We start from the raw sequence: 14,676 nt of genomic DNA, 5'->3' as shown, positions 1-14,676 counted from the left end.
GATCTACACCTCGTTCGGTAACGACATCGTCCACGGCGGCGACGGCAACGACCGGATCTACGCCAATCAGGGTAACGACACCATCGACGGCGACGCCGGCGACGACGAGATCTACGGCAACGACGGCGATGATCTGATCGAGGGCGGTGCCGGCGACGACACCATCGACGGCGGTGCCGGCGTCGACACCGCGAGCTTCGCCGGCAATCTCGTCGGCTACGCGCTGACGCTGAACGCCGACGGCTCGGTGACCATCTCCGACCATTTCGGCACCGACGGCAACGACACGCTCGCCAATATTGAGCGGGTCGGCTTCGCCGACGGAAACTGGACGCTGGTGACCGGCACCGCCGGCGACGACGTCCTGACCGGCAGCGCGGACGCCGATCTGATCCTTGGCGGTGACGGCAACGACACCTTCATCGCCGGCGACGGTCTCGACCGTTACGACGGCGGTGCAGGGATCGACACGGTCGACTACAGCGGCAGCGAGTTCGAGCTCAAGATCGATCTCGCCGCCGGCCGGGTCTACCAGCCGGAGTACCCCGAAGGCGCCGACCAATTGTCGAACATCGAGAACGCGATCGGCACCGCCTTCAACGACATCCTGCTCGGAAATGCCGGAGCCAACACGCTCGAAGGCGGCGACGGCAACGACGTCCTGTACGGCGATGCCGGTGACGACCTGCTGATCGGCGGTGCCGGCAACGACACGCTGACCGGAGGTCTCGGCGACGACGTGCTGCGCGGCGGTGCCGGCAACGACACCATCGACGGCGGCGCCGGCTACGACGTGCTCGACCTGTCGGACGCCACCGGCATGGTGACGGTCAACTACGCGACCGGTATCGCGAGCGGCGCCGGCATCGGCACCGACTCCTTTACCGGCATCGAAGGTGTTCTGCTCGGCGCCGCCGGCGGTAACGTCACCGGCAGCAATGGCAACGACACCATCAGCGGCGGTGCCGGCAACGACACCATCAAGGGCGGCAACGGCAACGACACGCTGTCCGGCGGCGAGGGTGACGACAATATCGACGGCGGCTCCGGCGACGACATCGTCAACGGCGGCGTCGGCAACGACACGCTGAAAGGCGGCTCGGGCAACGACGTGATCGCGGCCGGCGACGGCAACGACAGCGTCGATGCCGGCTCCGGCGACGACACCGTCAATGGCGGTCTCGGCAACGACACGCTGAAGGGCGGATCGGGTGCCGACATCATCATCGGCGATGCCGGCGACGACATCCTGACCGGCGGCTCCGGCGCGGACGTCTTCGTGTTCGCCGCCGGTTTCGGCCACGACAGCGTCACCGACTTCACCCTCAACGGCTCGTCGGCGGACATGCTGCAGTTCTCGACCGACGTGTTCGCCGACTTCGCTGATGTGATGTCGCACAGCGCCCAGGTCGGCGGCAGCGTGGTGGTGACGCTGGACACCGACAACAGCATCACGCTCGCCAACGTCCAGATGACCTCGCTGACCGCGGACGACTTCCGCTTCGTCTGACGCGGCGGTTTCAACGACAAAAGAGGGAGCGCCTGGCCGGGCGCTCCCTCTCGATTTTTCAGGCCGGATGTTCAGACGGCAGCGGGCCGCGCTGCAGGCAGGCGTGACGCGCGATATCAGCGCTGCGCCAGCACCGGCCCCGGCAGTTCCTTGGGATCGACCAGCGATACCCACAGATTGGGGTCGGACGGGCTTTGCCGAGACAGGAAACGATAGTTTGTCTCGTACCAGAACAGGATTTCCGGCGACTGATTGTCGAGAATGAACTCACCGCGGTCGGTGCGCACGGTCAGCACCGCGTGCAGGCTACCACTGAGCTTGGGGTCTTCGACCGTGGTAATCAGCAGTGCGCCGATCGGCCAGCCGGCCCGTTCCAGCATCCGCCGTTTCAGCAGAACGATGTCTTCGCAGTCGCCGCGGTCGAGCGGCATCGCCCAGCGCTCGGCCTTGCCGTAGCGATCGAGGTCGCTGGTCCACTTCACCCGGTCGTTGACGAAGGCATTGATGGTAAAGAGCTGCTGAAGCAGATCGGGCGTCAGCTTGACGTCCTGCTGCGGCTCCGGCGAGGCGCGGCATTCCGCGGGATTCTCCGAGCAGAATTGCAGCCAGCCGTTCGGGGCTTTGGTCACGCTGCCGACCGATGCGAAGATCACCGGTCGCGCCAGGAAGGCCTGCGCCGGTGCTGCCGCGATCAGCAGCGCCAGCACCGGCAGCAGCCGCGCCAGGGTCGAGACCATCGCCGCGCGAGGCCCGTTGGTCTTGTGAACTGTCGCCATAACATTCCCCCACATCCAACCGGAGGAAGTTTCGCAGCCAGAGTTCGAAATACCGCTAAGCCACTAGTTCAACTTGTAACGATCTAGCCGAAAGGGCCCAGGAAACCAGCGTGACCGGTGCCTGATGGCCGGTACGGTATCATTTGTGTTATCGAGCGCATGTATGGTCCGTCTGCATATGCGCCCCAGCCGAGATCGTGTGACCATCATGATACAAGGTGAAAATGATGCGAATGGTGGCTGCGCGCCGCCGCCACCACGATATATCGCCGATCGGGGCGGGGCTCTGTTTTTGAACCGACGGTACCTCTCACGGCCGACGGATGATGGACAGCGGATCGCGGCGGCGATCATGGTCGGTGCCCTCGGTGTCGCCGCGAGCCTTGCCGCCGAGGCAGGCCTCACTGGTTGGCTCGGTGCCGGCCTCGCGCTGACGATGCTCGGCATCGCGGTGATCGATGCGCGCAGCTTCATCATCCCAAACTGGCTGAATGCCGCGGCATTCGGGCTCGGCCTGGTCGCCGCGACGGCGACGGCCGCGACGGGTCAGCTCTGGCTGGTGTGGTTGGAGGCGGGGGGGCGCGCGGTTGTGCTGATGCTGCTGTTCGGGGCGCTCCGGGCGGGGTATTTCCGGCTGCGCGGCCGTCACGGCATCGGGCTCGGCGACGTCAAGCTCGCCGCCGTGGCGGGCTGCTGGCTGGGGTGGAGCATGATCCCGGTCGCGGTCGAGATCGCTGCGCTGTCGGCGCTGGCGGTACAGATGCTGCGCGGCCGGGTGCGGCCGACCACCCGGCTACCATTCGGCCTGTATCTGGCGCCGTCGATCTGGATCGGCTGGCTGCTGCAGGCGACGGTCTTTCGCGGCTGGTGAACGCCCACGCCGTGCAGGTCAGCGGCGCGGCGCCGCCGCCCAATCCAGCGCCTGCCATTGACCCTCGGCGATCTGCCGGCGGTTCATCTTCGAGGCCACCGCGTCGCGCAATCGCAGGTATTTGTCGCGCAGCGGTTTCGGCGCGCTGGCTGCGGCGAGATTGAGCCATTTGTAGGCGGCGACTTCGTCGAGTGGAACGCCGTGACCTTTGTCGTACATCAGGCCGAGCAGATACTGCGCCGTGCTGTCGCCCTGTTCGGCGGAAAGCCGATACCAGTAGGCCGCGGCATCATAGGCCTGCGGGACGCCCTGGCCGGTGGCATACATGAAACCCAGCATCGCCTGCGCCCGCCGGTCGCCGCGTTCGGCGAGCCGCGGCAGCAGCGCCGCCGCCCGGAGATAGTCGCCGCGCCGGAAGGCGGCGTGCGCCGCCGGATCGGCCGCGGCCGGAGTGGTCGCGGTCAGGATCAGCAGGGATGCGGCGAAGGCGATCGGCAGCGGTCCGGGCATGGGTCACTCGCTCCTCGCGGCCGTCACGGAACGGCGGTTGCCTCAGCGGTATCGCGGCGGCGCCGTCTGCCGCGTTCCGACGGAGCCGATCGTGCCGCGCAGTTTGGTCCGCAGTTCCTCGGCGACGAAGTGCGCGTCGGCGCCGTCGCGAATGATCTGCGGCCGGATGAAGATGATCAGTTCGGTGCGCTTGACGCTGATGTCGGTCTGCGAGAACACGTCGCCGACCCCGGGGATCTGGTCGAGGCCCGGAATGCCGTTGCGGTTGCGGTTCTGGGTGTCGCTGATCAAGCCGGCCAGCAGAACGGTCTGGCCGCTCGCCACCGCCACCGAACTCTGCACCTTCCGGGTCGACACCGTCGGCGTCAGCGAATTCGTCGAGGTCGAGGATGACGACGACGAGGTCGACGAGCCGCCGACCGGATTGCTGATCTCCTGCTCGATATCCAGCCGCACGTTGCCGTTGGCGTTGATCCGCGGCATCACCCGCAACATGATTCCGGTGCTGCGATAGTCGGTGGTATTGGCGATGGTGTTGCTGCCGGTGAGCACGGTGGCGCTGCCGGTCTGGATCGGGATTTCGTCTCCGACCTGCAGAGTGGCGACCTGATTGTCGATCACCACCAGCGACGGGTTGGACAGCACCTTGACGTCGGTCACCGCGTGCAGCGCGCTCAGAATTGCAGTCGGAGTGGTCGACGAGCCGGCCAGGAAGTTGAAGCCGGGAATCGCCCGGCTGAGCACCACGTCGCCGGCGGCGCTGATGAGCGAACTGGCGGCGGAATTCGAAACCGACCCGATGTTCGGCTTCAGTCCGAGATTCTTGCTCGTCAGATAGGCCTGCACGCCGTATTGCAACTGATCGGTGAGCGTGACCTCGGCGATCGTGGCGTCGATCGCCACCTGGAGCTGCGGATGGTCGATCTGCCGGACAGTGCGCTCGATGATGCTGTACTGCTCCTGGCTGGCGTAAATCAGCAGCGAGTTGTTGACCGTATCGGGCGTGATCCGGACGCCCTCCATCAGTCCGGCGGCTCCAGCGCGCGTGCCGCTCGTGCCGGCGCCGGCCCGGTCGAACAGACCGCCGCCGCGGTCGAGCAGGCTCGCTGCCTGTGGGGCTGCGGCGCCAGGCGCGGACGACGCGCTGCTGCCGGTGCGGGCGCCGGAAGCGGCGCCGGTCGAGCCCGGCTGCGTCACCGACAGCCGGCTCAGCGCGGAGCCGCTCTTGCTCGAACTCGAGCTCGAGGCAAAGCCGGAGCCCGGCGCGATCTGGCTGGCGGCGCTGTCGACTGCCGACGTCCCACCGGCTCCTCCTCCGCCGCCGAACAGGTCGTTCAGCACCCGCGCGATCTGCCGGGCGTCACCGTATTTGATACGGTAGACATGAATTCCGGTCCGCCCCGTATCCGCAGTGTCGAGGCGCTGGATCCAGGTTTCGACCTGACGCAGCAGCGACGTCTTGCGGGTGACGGCCAGGATCGCGTTCATCCGGCTGATGGTCTGAAACTTGACGGCGTCCTGCGCGATGCCGCCTTCGCCTGAATCGATGATCTTCTCGATCTCGGCGATGATCGGCTCCGGATTGCTGTTCTGAACCGGAAAGATCCCGACCGCTTGGCCACGCATCCAGTCGGCGTCGAAACTGGTCACCAAATCGACCGCGTTGCGGCGCTCGCTACCGGTGCCCTGCACCAGGATCAGGTTTCGCACAGGATCGGCCCGGACCATTCCGGGCTTGGTGCCGAAGCTGTCGACCAGCTTCAGTAGCGTCTGCGCGGAGACGTGTTGAAGCGGCACCACCGAGAGGCCGTAGCCGGGCTGGGTGCGTTCAGCGTAGTCCGCCGGGCCCGATCCCGCGGCGTCGCCCTGCGGCATCAGCCGGTAGGCCAGATTGTCCCGCACCAGCGCGATGCCTCCTACCCGTAGAGCGTTTTCGAGAGCGAACAGGATGTCGGCTTTTGGCACCGGCCGGCCGGACGAGAGGCTGATATTGCCCTGGACGCGGGCGTCGATCACATAGCCGACGCCGAGAATGTCGCCGAGCACCACCTTGGCGACCGATGCCACCGGCGTATTCTCGAAGTTCAGTTCGTAGACATCGCCGCCGGCCGACCGAGCGTCGGCAGGGGGCGACGCTGCGGCCGCTCTGGCGCCATCCGAGGTTTCGGCCGGATAAATGATCGGCTGGCTTCGACGCCCGGTCGACACTTCGGCCTGCCGGACCTGGGTCGGATAGCGCGGCAGCAGGTCGATCGACCGCACCTTGTCGAAGACGTCCGGCTCCCGGCTGTCCAGAGGTTCGGTTGTGTTGCAGGCCGCCAGCAGCCCGCCCAGCAGCGCGAACGGGAGCAACAGTCCGATCCTGCCAAACATCGGGCCCACGATGTGCCTCACTCGAACGACGCCCGCGCCGCATATCGTGCGGCGGTGGGACCCTGCGAGACTCATAGTGCCGCTATGTGACAACCATGTGTGATGTGATGTGGGTCGCGTCGCCAGTAACGTTATTCATGATGGCTCCGGCGGCGAGCGAAAGCGTGACCCCTCGACGCGGCCGGCCGTGGCGTCCCTATGCCAGAGGGGCATTGTCGTTGCGATGCAGCGCGATGTCGTCTCGTATGACGCGACATGCGACAAAACGGTACACGTCACATTACTTATAGCAAAGGGAGCGTAAAACGCCGGTTCGTTCACGCCGCCGGCTCGGCGCGCGATCCATGGTAGATACCGATGAGTACGCCGTCCGCTCACGCGTTTGCCGCCCATCTCCGCCTGAAGGCGGGGTTGCCGGCAGGGCGTGACGATCCCGAGGTCGGCCAGACGGAGCCGCTCGCGACAATTCCCGGCTTGCGCGAGCTGTGGGAGGGAAGCGAGCTGTCGGCAGGGGAATTCGCCGACGAGGTGGCGCGGTTCTACGGCATCGGCCGCGTCGCCTTGCCCGACCTGCTCGCCGCCCCGCCCCTGGTGCAGCGGTTCTCGCGGCGCTTTCTCCGTGAGATGTCGGTGTTTCCGTTCGAACAGCCGGACGGCTCCGCCGCCGTCGCTCTGGCAGATCCCAGCGACAGCGCTTCGCTGCACGCGACCGTGCTGGTGCTCGGAGATGCGGTCACGCCGCTGGTGGCGTCGTTCGAGGACATCGGCACTGCGCTGGACCGGCGTCTGGGCGAGGACCAGCCAGCCGCCGACACGCCGGCCGCGGCCATCGCGGCGCACGACGACGATATCGACAACCTGCGCGACCTCGCCAGCGGTGCGCCGGTGGTCAGGGCGGTCAACGATCTGTTCGAGACCGCGGTCGAGTTGCGTGCCAGCGACATCCATATCGAGCCGGCGCGGAACTCACTGGTGGTGCGGATGCGGATCGACGGTCTGCTGCGGCCGGTGCAGAGTTTGTCCGGTGCTCCGCCGCAGGCCGTGATCTCGCGCATCAAGATTCTGGCAGGCCTGAACATCGCGGAGCGCAGGCTGCCGCAAGACGGCGCAGCGCGGATCAGGTCGGCGCGGTCGGAGATCGACATGCGTGTCGCGATCATGCCGACGCAGCACGGCGAATCCGCAGTGATCCGTCTGCTGCCCAAAGATCGCGGCCTGCTCTCGATCGAAAAGCTCGGTTTCCTGCCGCACGACGAGGCGAAATTGCGGCGCCTGTTGACGCTGCCGCACGGCATGATCGTGGTGACCGGGCCGACCGGAAGCGGCAAAACCACCACGCTGGCGACTGTCCTGTCGCTCCTCAATGAACCGACCCGCAAGATCCTGACGATCGAGGATCCGGTCGAGTACGAGATCCCGGGAATCTGCCAGTCGCAGGCCAAGCCGTCGATCGGTTTGACTTTCGCCACTGCACTCCGCGCTTTCGTCCGCCAGGATCCGGACGTCATCATGGTCGGCGAAGTACGCGATGCGGAAACCGCCCATATCGCCGTCCATGCCGCGCTGACCGGCCATCTGGTGCTCACCACGCTGCACACCGAAACGGCCGCGGCCGCAGTGCCTCGACTGCTCGATCTCGGCATTGAGGCGTTCCTGCTGCGGTCCACGCTGCGCGGCGTCATCGCTCAGCGACTGGTGCGGCAGCTCTGCGACCGCTGCAAATCGTCGCGACCGCTCACCCGAGCCGATCTCGATGCCGATCCCCGCTACGAGGCGGTCGGGCTCGCAGCCGGCGAGACCATCTTCGAGCCGGCCGGATGCGAGCGTTGCGGCGGCACCGGCTATCGCGGACGCAACGGCGTGTTCGAGATCCTGGAGATCGACGAGGAGGTTTGCCGCCTGGTCGATTCCGAAGCGGACTGGGCGTCGATCGACAAGGTCGCCATCCGCAACGGAATGACGACGATGATCGATGACGGGCTCGCCAAGTGCAGAGCCGGCATCACCTCCGCGGCGGAAATCCTGCGGGTCACCACTGTCAGGTAGCGCATGACCAACTTCCGCTATCGGGCACTGACCGCCAAGGGGGACATCGTCTCCGGATCGATTGCCGCCGCCAGCACGGCCGAGGTGCTGCAGCGCATCGAATACCTCGGGCTGGTTGCCATTGATGCCAGTCCGGAAACGGCGAAACAGGGCGTTTCGCTGTCGCTCGGTGCGCTGTCCGGTCCGCGCCCGGAAGACGTCACCGTTTTCACACGCGACCTCGCCTTGCTGATGAAGGCGGGCGCGCGCCTCAACGATGCCCTCGAACTGCTGGCCAACGACATGGACGTCGGGCGGCTCCGCCCCGTGGTGCTCAAGATCCGAACCGCGATCCTGTCCGGCGAGAGCTTCGCCGATGCGCTCGGCCGGCACGCGCCGCTGTTTCCTCCGATGTACCTCGCCTTGATCAAGGTCGGCGAGATGTCGGGCACGCTCGACCACATCCTGGAGACGCTCGGCAACGAGCGCGGCCGTGCCGAAGCGATGCGGCGAAAGGTGACGGACGCGTTGCAGTATCCCGCCTTCGTGCTGCTGGCGGCGGTCGGCGTGCTCGGGTTTTTCGTCACCTTCGTGCTGCCGCAGTTCTCCGCGGTTCTGCGCGACTTCAACGCAAAGACCGATCCGATTATCGAAGTCTTCATGGCGCTGTCGGATCTGCTGCGCGACCATGGCGTCGAGGTCGGTTCGGCGGTGCTGGCCGCCGCGCTCGGCGGATGGCTGCTGTGGCGGCAGCCGGGCGTGAGGGCCGCCACCGTCGTACAATTGGCGCGGCTTCCGCTGGTGTCGTCGGTCGTCGAGTTTCACCGCACCGCATTGTTCTGTCGCAACCTCGGCATTCTGCTGGGCAGCGGAGTCAATCTGACGGCGACTCTCCGTATCCTCGTCGACATCATGGCGGTGACCGGAAATCTCCCGGTCTGGACCGCGATGGCGGACCGGGTCCGGCACGGCGGCAAGCTCTCCGATGCGTTGGCCAAGGCCGCGGTGCTGCCCGGCGTCGCGGTGCGGATGCTGCGGCTCGGCGAGGAGACCGGGCAGCTTCCCGTGCTGTCGGCGCGGGTCGCGGACTTCTACGAAGTGAAACTGCAACGTCAGCTCGATCGCATCGTCGGCGTGATCGGCCCTGCCGCGATCGTCACGATCAGCGTGGTGGTCGGCGGTCTGATCGTGTCGGTGATGACCGCACTGCTGTCGGTCACGCAGGTGGTGGGCTGAGACAATGGAGGCGCCGATGAAAACGATCGGAAAACCACAACAAAGCCGAGGCGCGGCCGTCCGCCGCGTCCGGGACGGAGAAGCCGGATTCACGCTGGTGGAGATGCTGGTGGTCATCACCATCATCGGCATGATCATGGCGCTCGTCGGGCCGAGGGTGCTGAACTATCTGACGGAGTCCCGCGTCAAGGCCGCCAAGATCCAGATCCAGAGCTTCTCCAGCGCGCTCGATCTGTTCTACCTCGACGCCGGCCGCTATCCGACCTCCGCCGAAGGATTGTCGGCGCTGGTGCAGCGGGTCAGCGGCGTGTCCGCGTGGAACGGGCCATACATCAAGGGAAATACCATTCCCAACGATCCCTGGGGCAACGCTTATGTGTACCGACAGCCGGGAGAGCACGGTCCCTACGATATCCGCTCGTTCGGTTCCGACGGGCAGGAGGGCGGGACCGGCACGGCCGCCGATCTCGCCTCGGCCCAGGACTGAGTGCGACGGCGGGGAGGCGGGATTCACGCTGCTCGAGATCGTCTGCGTGCTCGCGATCGTGGGATTGCTCGCCGCGATCGTGCTGCCCCGCGTTCCGGTGTCGACATCGCGGGCACGGCTGGAGGCTTATGCGGTGGAGATCGCAGCGCTGCTGAAGGCGGATCGCAACGCTGCGATCATGAGGCAAGGAACGGTGGCCGCGGAGATCGACGCGTCGTCGCGAAAGGTCAGCTCAGGCGCCAGCGATCGGGTGATACGCGTTCCTGACGACGTGACGATGGAGGCGCTGCTGCCGCGACAATGCAACGGCCGGCTGGCGCTGTCGGCGATCAGCTTCTTCGCCACCGGCATGTCGTGCGGCGGGGCGATCCGTCTGATGCGCCCGAGCGGCGGGTTCGAAGTGCGGGTCAATTGGCTGACCGGAGGAATCGACATTGTCGGGCGCAGCCTCTGATCGCAATGGCGAGCGCGGCTTCACCATGATCGAAGCGGTGGTGGCGCTGGCGCTGGTGATGGTCGTGCTCGGTGCGATCGGCTCGGTCGTCGCGACCAATGTGCGGGGCGTATCGAAGCTCGAGCAACGCGTCGGTCTGGTCGACGCGGCGCGCCTCGTGATCAGCAGCATGCCGCGGGGCGACGCGATCGGGGGCCGCAGCGGAGAGATCCTCGGTCATCACTGGCAGATCGCGACCTCGCCGTTCGTCGGCGGAGCCGGCGTCGCCGGTTCGCGTTTCGTGCCGGAGCGGGTCGAGGTGCGGCTGCAATCACCGTCCGGCGCGATGCTGTCGCTCGAGACCATCCGGCTCCGCAGCAGGGACGGCGAATGATGGTTCGGTGTGCGCGGCGGAGCGAGGCGGGGTTCACGCTGTTCGAAGCGCTGGTCGGCGTGGCGCTGATGGGCTTGATCCTCGCTGCGCTCGGCGCGGTCACGGCGCAATGGTTGCCGGGTTGGAATCGCGGGCTACTCCGCGTTCAGCGCAACGAGCAATTGGCGGTCGCGATGGACCGGCTGTCGGCCGATCTCGCCGCCGCCGAGTACGTCGCCGCCAGGCGCAACGATCGAACGCCGCTGTTCGAGGGCGACGACGGCGCGGTGATCTTCGTGCGCCCGGCGGTCGGGCCGAACACGGCGCCTGGTCTCGAATTCGTTCGGGTCTCGGAGCGCAGCGATGCCACCGGAACCATGCTGGTGCGGATGCGCGCGCCGTTCGTGCTGCTGCCTATCGGCGATCTGGCGCTCGATCGGATTCCGTTCGCCGATCCGGTGGTGCTGCTACGCGCACCGTATCGGCTGACGTTTGCCTATCGGGCCGAAACCGGCGGCTGGAAGTCCTCCTGGCGCAACCAGGGCAGGCTGCCGAGCGGAGTCAGATTCAGCGTCAGCGACGACCGCAACGATCACGGCGTCGTCATGGCGTCGGCGACGCGGCTGCACGCGGATATGATGGCGCCGCTATCGGAGCCGCCCAGCCAGGACGTTTCGCCGCCGGTCGGCGCAGCATCGGGAGCGAAGTAGCATGCCCGGGGTGGCCCGATATCATGCGATACGCCGCCGTGGACGGGACGGCTTCATCGTCGTGGCCGTGCTGTGGCTGCTGGCGGCGCTGGCGGCACTCGCGGTGACTGCGTCGCACTACATGGCGCAGTCGGCGACTGCATTGAGCCTCGGCGACACCACGCTGCAATCGGATCTGCTGGTCGATGCGGGGCTTGAACTGGCCGCCTATCAGCTTTCGATTCCGGCGAGTGGGGGGCGTCCGAGCCGCGGCGGCTTTCGTTTCAATCTCGCGCGGGCGGCGATCGATGTCGAATTCATCGCGGAGTCGGCGCGGATCAACCTGAACCTGGCGCCGAAGGCTCTAATCGCCGGCCTGTTCGTCGCGTTGGGCACACCGGCCAGCGCCGCCGAGCGCTACGCCGACCGCGTCATCGGCTGGCGCAGCCCGCCGCGCTCGACCGGCGTCGACGAGGAGGACGCGCTCTATGCCTCCATGGGCTATTCGCCGCGGCGCGGAGCGTTCAACACCACCGACGAACTCTGGCTGGTGGTCGGCCTGCCTCCGGCCCTGATCGAGCGGACGCTGCCGTTCGTCACCGTCTACAGCGAGATGGCGGAGGTGAACATTCTCGATGCGCCGCCGGAAGTCATCGCCGCGCTGCCGGGAGTGACGCCGCTTCTGCTCGATGCGCTCATCACGCGCCGCGACTCCGGGTCGGTGGACCCGCAGTTCCTGTTCGGGATGCTGGGCGAAAAGCGGGTGGGCGCGACGCTGAATATCAGCAACGCCTATCGCGTCCGAGTCCGGGTGGTCACCGGCCGGCGCCAGAGAATTGCCGAAGCGGCGATCCTGATCTCCGGCTTCGGTGACCAGAACCCGTACCGGGTCATGTCGTGGCGGGAGATCGATCCGTCTACCGGACAGCCTGCGGAGCCGGGGAAGGCGCGATGAGCATGCTGGAAACGATTGCGGCCAGTTTCTTCGCCTGGATCGATGCGGTGGTAGTCGGCCTGGCCGCGCTGGCGCGCAGGATCAGGCCTGTTCGGCGGATTTTCGTGGCCGAGCAGGAGGACGGCAGTTTCACGATGAGCATGGCGGATCCGGCTCCGCGCGGCGACAAACGACGCGACGCGCCCGCGGCTAGCCAACTCCAAATCGTCGGAGCGACGTTCGACGAGCCGCTGCCGGCGGAATGGGCCAAGCTGATGCGCGGCAGTGAGGTCGAGCTGATGATGCGCTCGTCCCGCTTCCTGTTCCGCCCGCTCGAACTGCCGAACCGAGCCACTGAATTCCTCGAGGGCATCGTTCGCGCGCAGATCGACCGGCTGACGCCGTGGAGCGCGAGCGACGCAGCGTTTCGATGGACGCGGCCGCGCCCGATCGCCGGCGAGCGCATCGCAATCACCATCGCGGTGGCTCCGCGGAACGCCTTCGATGCGCTGGCGCAGATCTTCGCCGATCTCGGCGCGGCGGCCGTCGCGATCACGACCGAGACGCCGGACGGACAGCGCGTTGCGGTTCACGACGCCAAGGCTGCGGCCGATGCCGCTCGCGGCAACCGTTTGCGCGTCGCCGTGATCGGCATCTGTGCGATCTCGGCGCTGGCGACGATCGCCTCCTCGGTGGCGGCGACCATCCTGGTCGATCAGCTCGGCACGCAAGAACGGCAGATCCATCGCAGGATCGCGGAGCGGCGTGCCATCCTGCGCGGCGATGCAGGATCTGCCGGCGGGTCGGCGTTGGAACTGCTTGAACAGCGCAAGCAGAACACGCCCGCCAGCGTGATGGTGATCGAGGCGCTGGCCGCCGTCCTGCCCGACCACACCTACGCGACCGAACTACGCATCGACGGCGACAAGGTGCAGGTGGCGGGCGTGACCCGCGATGCGCCGTCGTTGATCCAGCTCCTGGAACAGTCGCCGAGTTTCGCCCGGGCGGCGTTCTTCGCGCCGACGACGCGCGCTGCCAACGAGTCCGGTGAGCGGTTTCACGTCGAAGCCAGGATCAATCCCTATTTCGGGACCGCGCCATGACGATGATCGATCGGCTTAAAGCGAAGCTTGCCCGATATCCTTATCTGGCCGTGCTGCTGTTCGCTGCCGTAATCGCGGTGTGCATGCTCGCCACCGCCGGCAATGTGCTGGACATTCTGCAGAGGCGGGACGCCGTGATCGCGGCGTCGTCGATCCTCGAGAGGTTGGAAGCGCGGCGGCCTCCGCCACAGGCGGCGACCGCCGACGTCGGTGTTCCGCGCGGCTCGTCTTTCGTCGAGGGACCGAGCGCGTCGGTCGCCGCCGCGGCGCTGCTGCAGCGCCTCACCGGTGCGATCCGCCGCCTGCGCGGCAACATCCTGTCGTCGCAAGTCGATCTGCAGGGGCCTCAGACGAAAGCAGGCTTCCTGATGGCCTCGGCGAGTTTCGAGCTGGAGCAGGCCGCTCTGCAGCCGCTGCTCTACGACCTCGAGGCCGGGATGCCGTTCGTGTTCGTGGAGCAATTGGTCGTGCAGGCGCCGCAGGGCGTGTCGGAGGGCGGCAAGCTGAAGGGGACGATCTCGGTGTCGGGCAAATGGCAGGGCGGCAAATGAGTGTCTCGGCCGGGATCGGTTGGCTGGCGGCGTCGCTGCTGGTGCTGTGCGGTTCGGTGGCGCTGGCCGCGGTGCCGCCGGCGGTCGCCGACCCGCGCGACGACGCGGCCGCCAGGCCGCTGCCGACCCGCAGCCGAGCCGCCGCTCCGGCGCCATCCCGGGTCCCGGCCGCGCGGCCGAGCGGCAATCCGTTGTGGGCCGTTCCGCTGCGCAAGCTGAACGCCTCGGTGGCCCGTCCGCTGTTCGCGCCGACGCGCCGCCCGCCGGCGGCAGTCACAACGAAGGTCGACAAGCCCCCACCGCCGCCGCCACCGAAGCCGCGCGAGAAGGAACGCCCCCACTTGATGCTGCTCGGCACGGTTGCCATGGACCCCTCGTCCGGCATCGGTCTGTTCGTCGACCGCGGCGACAAATCCGTGGTCCGGCTGCGCACCGGCGACGATCACAACGGCTGGGTGCTACGGAGCGTTGCGCCGCGGCAGGTCGTGCTCGAAAAGGGGGACGAGAAAATCGTGCTCAGCCTGCCGCCGCCAGAAGCCGCGGGGCCGCCGGGGCCTGCACTGCCCGCGAGCGCGCCGGTCGCTGCGTTCAAACCCAATCCCCCCGCGCCGGTTGCGGCTCCCGTCGGCGGCGGGCCATCCGCGACGGCACTTCCGGTTCCGCCGGCCGCAGCTCCCGGCGGCCCGCCGCCGGCTCCATCGGGAAATCCGTTCAGTGGCATGGTGCAGCACTGGATGAATCGGATTTCGGGCCAGCCCGGCGCCGGTGCGGCGAAGCCTTGAGTCATGTTACGATAGTAACGTTA

At 67.2% G+C, this 14,676-nt stretch carries 15 protein-coding genes; 12 read left to right on the top strand and 3 right to left on the bottom strand.

Translation table 11 applies throughout. From position 1 onward, the window contains the following. Positions 1-1,510, top strand: a 1,510-nt coding sequence (locus DNX69_RS04630; protein WP_133255970.1) for a calcium-binding protein, incomplete at its 5' end; no start/stop codon positions are given. A 116-nt stretch (positions 1,511-1,626) separates the two neighbouring features. Here DNX69_RS04630 and DNX69_RS04625 read toward each other — a convergent pair. After that, positions 1,627-2,286 carry a transglutaminase-like cysteine peptidase gene (locus DNX69_RS04625; RefSeq protein ID WP_234826844.1) on the bottom strand — a complete coding sequence of 220 codons (660 nt, stop codon included), beginning with the start codon at positions 2,284-2,286 and terminating at the stop codon, positions 1,627-1,629. Positions 2,287-2,638: 352 nt separating this feature from the next. Here DNX69_RS04625 and DNX69_RS04620 point away from each other — a divergent pair, with 352 nt between their 5' ends. Further along, on the top strand, positions 2,639-3,157 hold the full coding sequence (locus DNX69_RS04620; RefSeq protein WP_110784802.1) for a prepilin peptidase: 519 nt from the start codon (positions 2,639-2,641) through the stop codon (positions 3,155-3,157). 18 nt (positions 3,158-3,175) lie between these two features. Here the strand turns inward: DNX69_RS04620 and DNX69_RS04615 are convergent, their stop codons facing one another. Both DNX69_RS04615 and gspD read right to left on the bottom strand, forming a co-directional pair. Continuing rightward, entirely contained in the window at positions 3,176-3,667 is a 492-nt protein-coding gene (locus DNX69_RS04615) for a tetratricopeptide repeat protein (protein ID WP_110784801.1), read from the bottom strand. 42 nt (positions 3,668-3,709) lie between these two features. Beyond that, positions 3,710-6,040, bottom strand: coding sequence for a type II secretion system secretin GspD (gene gspD, locus DNX69_RS04610; RefSeq protein WP_110784800.1), 2,331 nt, complete (start codon positions 6,038-6,040; stop codon positions 3,710-3,712). Between the two features lie 357 nt (positions 6,041-6,397). Here gspD and DNX69_RS04605 point away from each other — a divergent pair, with 357 nt between their 5' ends. The 10 genes from DNX69_RS04605 to DNX69_RS04560 are packed head-to-tail and all read left to right on the top strand — an operon-like array spanning position 6,398 to position 14,653. Then, a complete protein-coding gene (locus tag DNX69_RS04605) occupies positions 6,398-8,086 on the top strand; it encodes a GspE/PulE family protein (protein ID WP_110784799.1) in 1,689 nt (562 codons plus the stop codon). Between the two features lie 3 nt (positions 8,087-8,089). Beyond that, positions 8,090-9,301: a type II secretion system F family protein gene (locus DNX69_RS04600; RefSeq protein WP_110784798.1), complete on the top strand. Its 1,212-nt coding sequence runs from the start codon at positions 8,090-8,092 to the stop codon at positions 9,299-9,301. 16 nt (positions 9,302-9,317) lie between these two features. Continuing rightward, positions 9,318-9,788 (top strand): type II secretion system major pseudopilin GspG, encoded by a 471-nt coding sequence (gspG, locus tag DNX69_RS04595; protein WP_110784859.1) that lies wholly within the window; start codon positions 9,318-9,320, stop codon positions 9,786-9,788. Continuing rightward, positions 9,766-10,242 (top strand): prepilin-type N-terminal cleavage/methylation domain-containing protein, encoded by a 477-nt coding sequence (locus DNX69_RS04590; protein WP_283809324.1) that lies wholly within the window; start codon positions 9,766-9,768, stop codon positions 10,240-10,242. Before gspG ends, DNX69_RS04590 begins: the two co-directional genes overlap by 23 nt. Beyond that, positions 10,223-10,615, top strand: a complete 393-nt coding sequence (locus tag DNX69_RS04585) for a prepilin-type N-terminal cleavage/methylation domain-containing protein (RefSeq protein ID WP_234826843.1) — start codon at positions 10,223-10,225, stop codon at positions 10,613-10,615. Before DNX69_RS04590 ends, DNX69_RS04585 begins: the two co-directional genes overlap by 20 nt. Next, the gene (locus DNX69_RS04580; RefSeq protein ID WP_110784796.1) at positions 10,612-11,304 is read left to right on the top strand and encodes a prepilin-type N-terminal cleavage/methylation domain-containing protein; all 693 of its coding nucleotides are present in this window, start codon (positions 10,612-10,614) and stop codon (positions 11,302-11,304) included. Before DNX69_RS04585 ends, DNX69_RS04580 begins: the two co-directional genes overlap by 4 nt. A gap of 1 nt (position 11,305) precedes the next feature. Further along, complete coding sequence (locus DNX69_RS04575) at positions 11,306-12,238, top strand: general secretion pathway protein GspK (protein WP_110784795.1); 933 nt, start codon at positions 11,306-11,308, stop codon at positions 12,236-12,238. Next, positions 12,235-13,320, top strand: coding sequence for a PilN domain-containing protein (locus tag DNX69_RS04570; RefSeq protein ID WP_110784794.1), 1,086 nt, complete (start codon positions 12,235-12,237; stop codon positions 13,318-13,320). Before DNX69_RS04575 ends, DNX69_RS04570 begins: the two co-directional genes overlap by 4 nt. Then, positions 13,317-13,871: a type II secretion system protein GspM gene (gene gspM / locus DNX69_RS04565; protein ID WP_110784793.1), complete on the top strand. Its 555-nt coding sequence runs from the start codon at positions 13,317-13,319 to the stop codon at positions 13,869-13,871. The genes DNX69_RS04570 and gspM overlap by 4 nt, the downstream gene beginning before the upstream one ends. Continuing rightward, the gene (locus DNX69_RS04560; RefSeq protein WP_110784792.1) at positions 13,868-14,653 is read left to right on the top strand and encodes a hypothetical protein; all 786 of its coding nucleotides are present in this window, start codon (positions 13,868-13,870) and stop codon (positions 14,651-14,653) included. Before gspM ends, DNX69_RS04560 begins: the two co-directional genes overlap by 4 nt. Positions 14,654-14,676 lie beyond the last annotated feature (23 nt).

Origin of the sequence: Rhodopseudomonas palustris, assembly GCF_003226555.1 — a bacterium.
In the GTDB taxonomy this organism is placed as follows: domain Bacteria; phylum Pseudomonadota; class Alphaproteobacteria; order Rhizobiales; family Xanthobacteraceae; genus Rhodopseudomonas; species Rhodopseudomonas palustris_I.
This window is presented reverse-complemented; position numbering and strand designations above follow the sequence as displayed.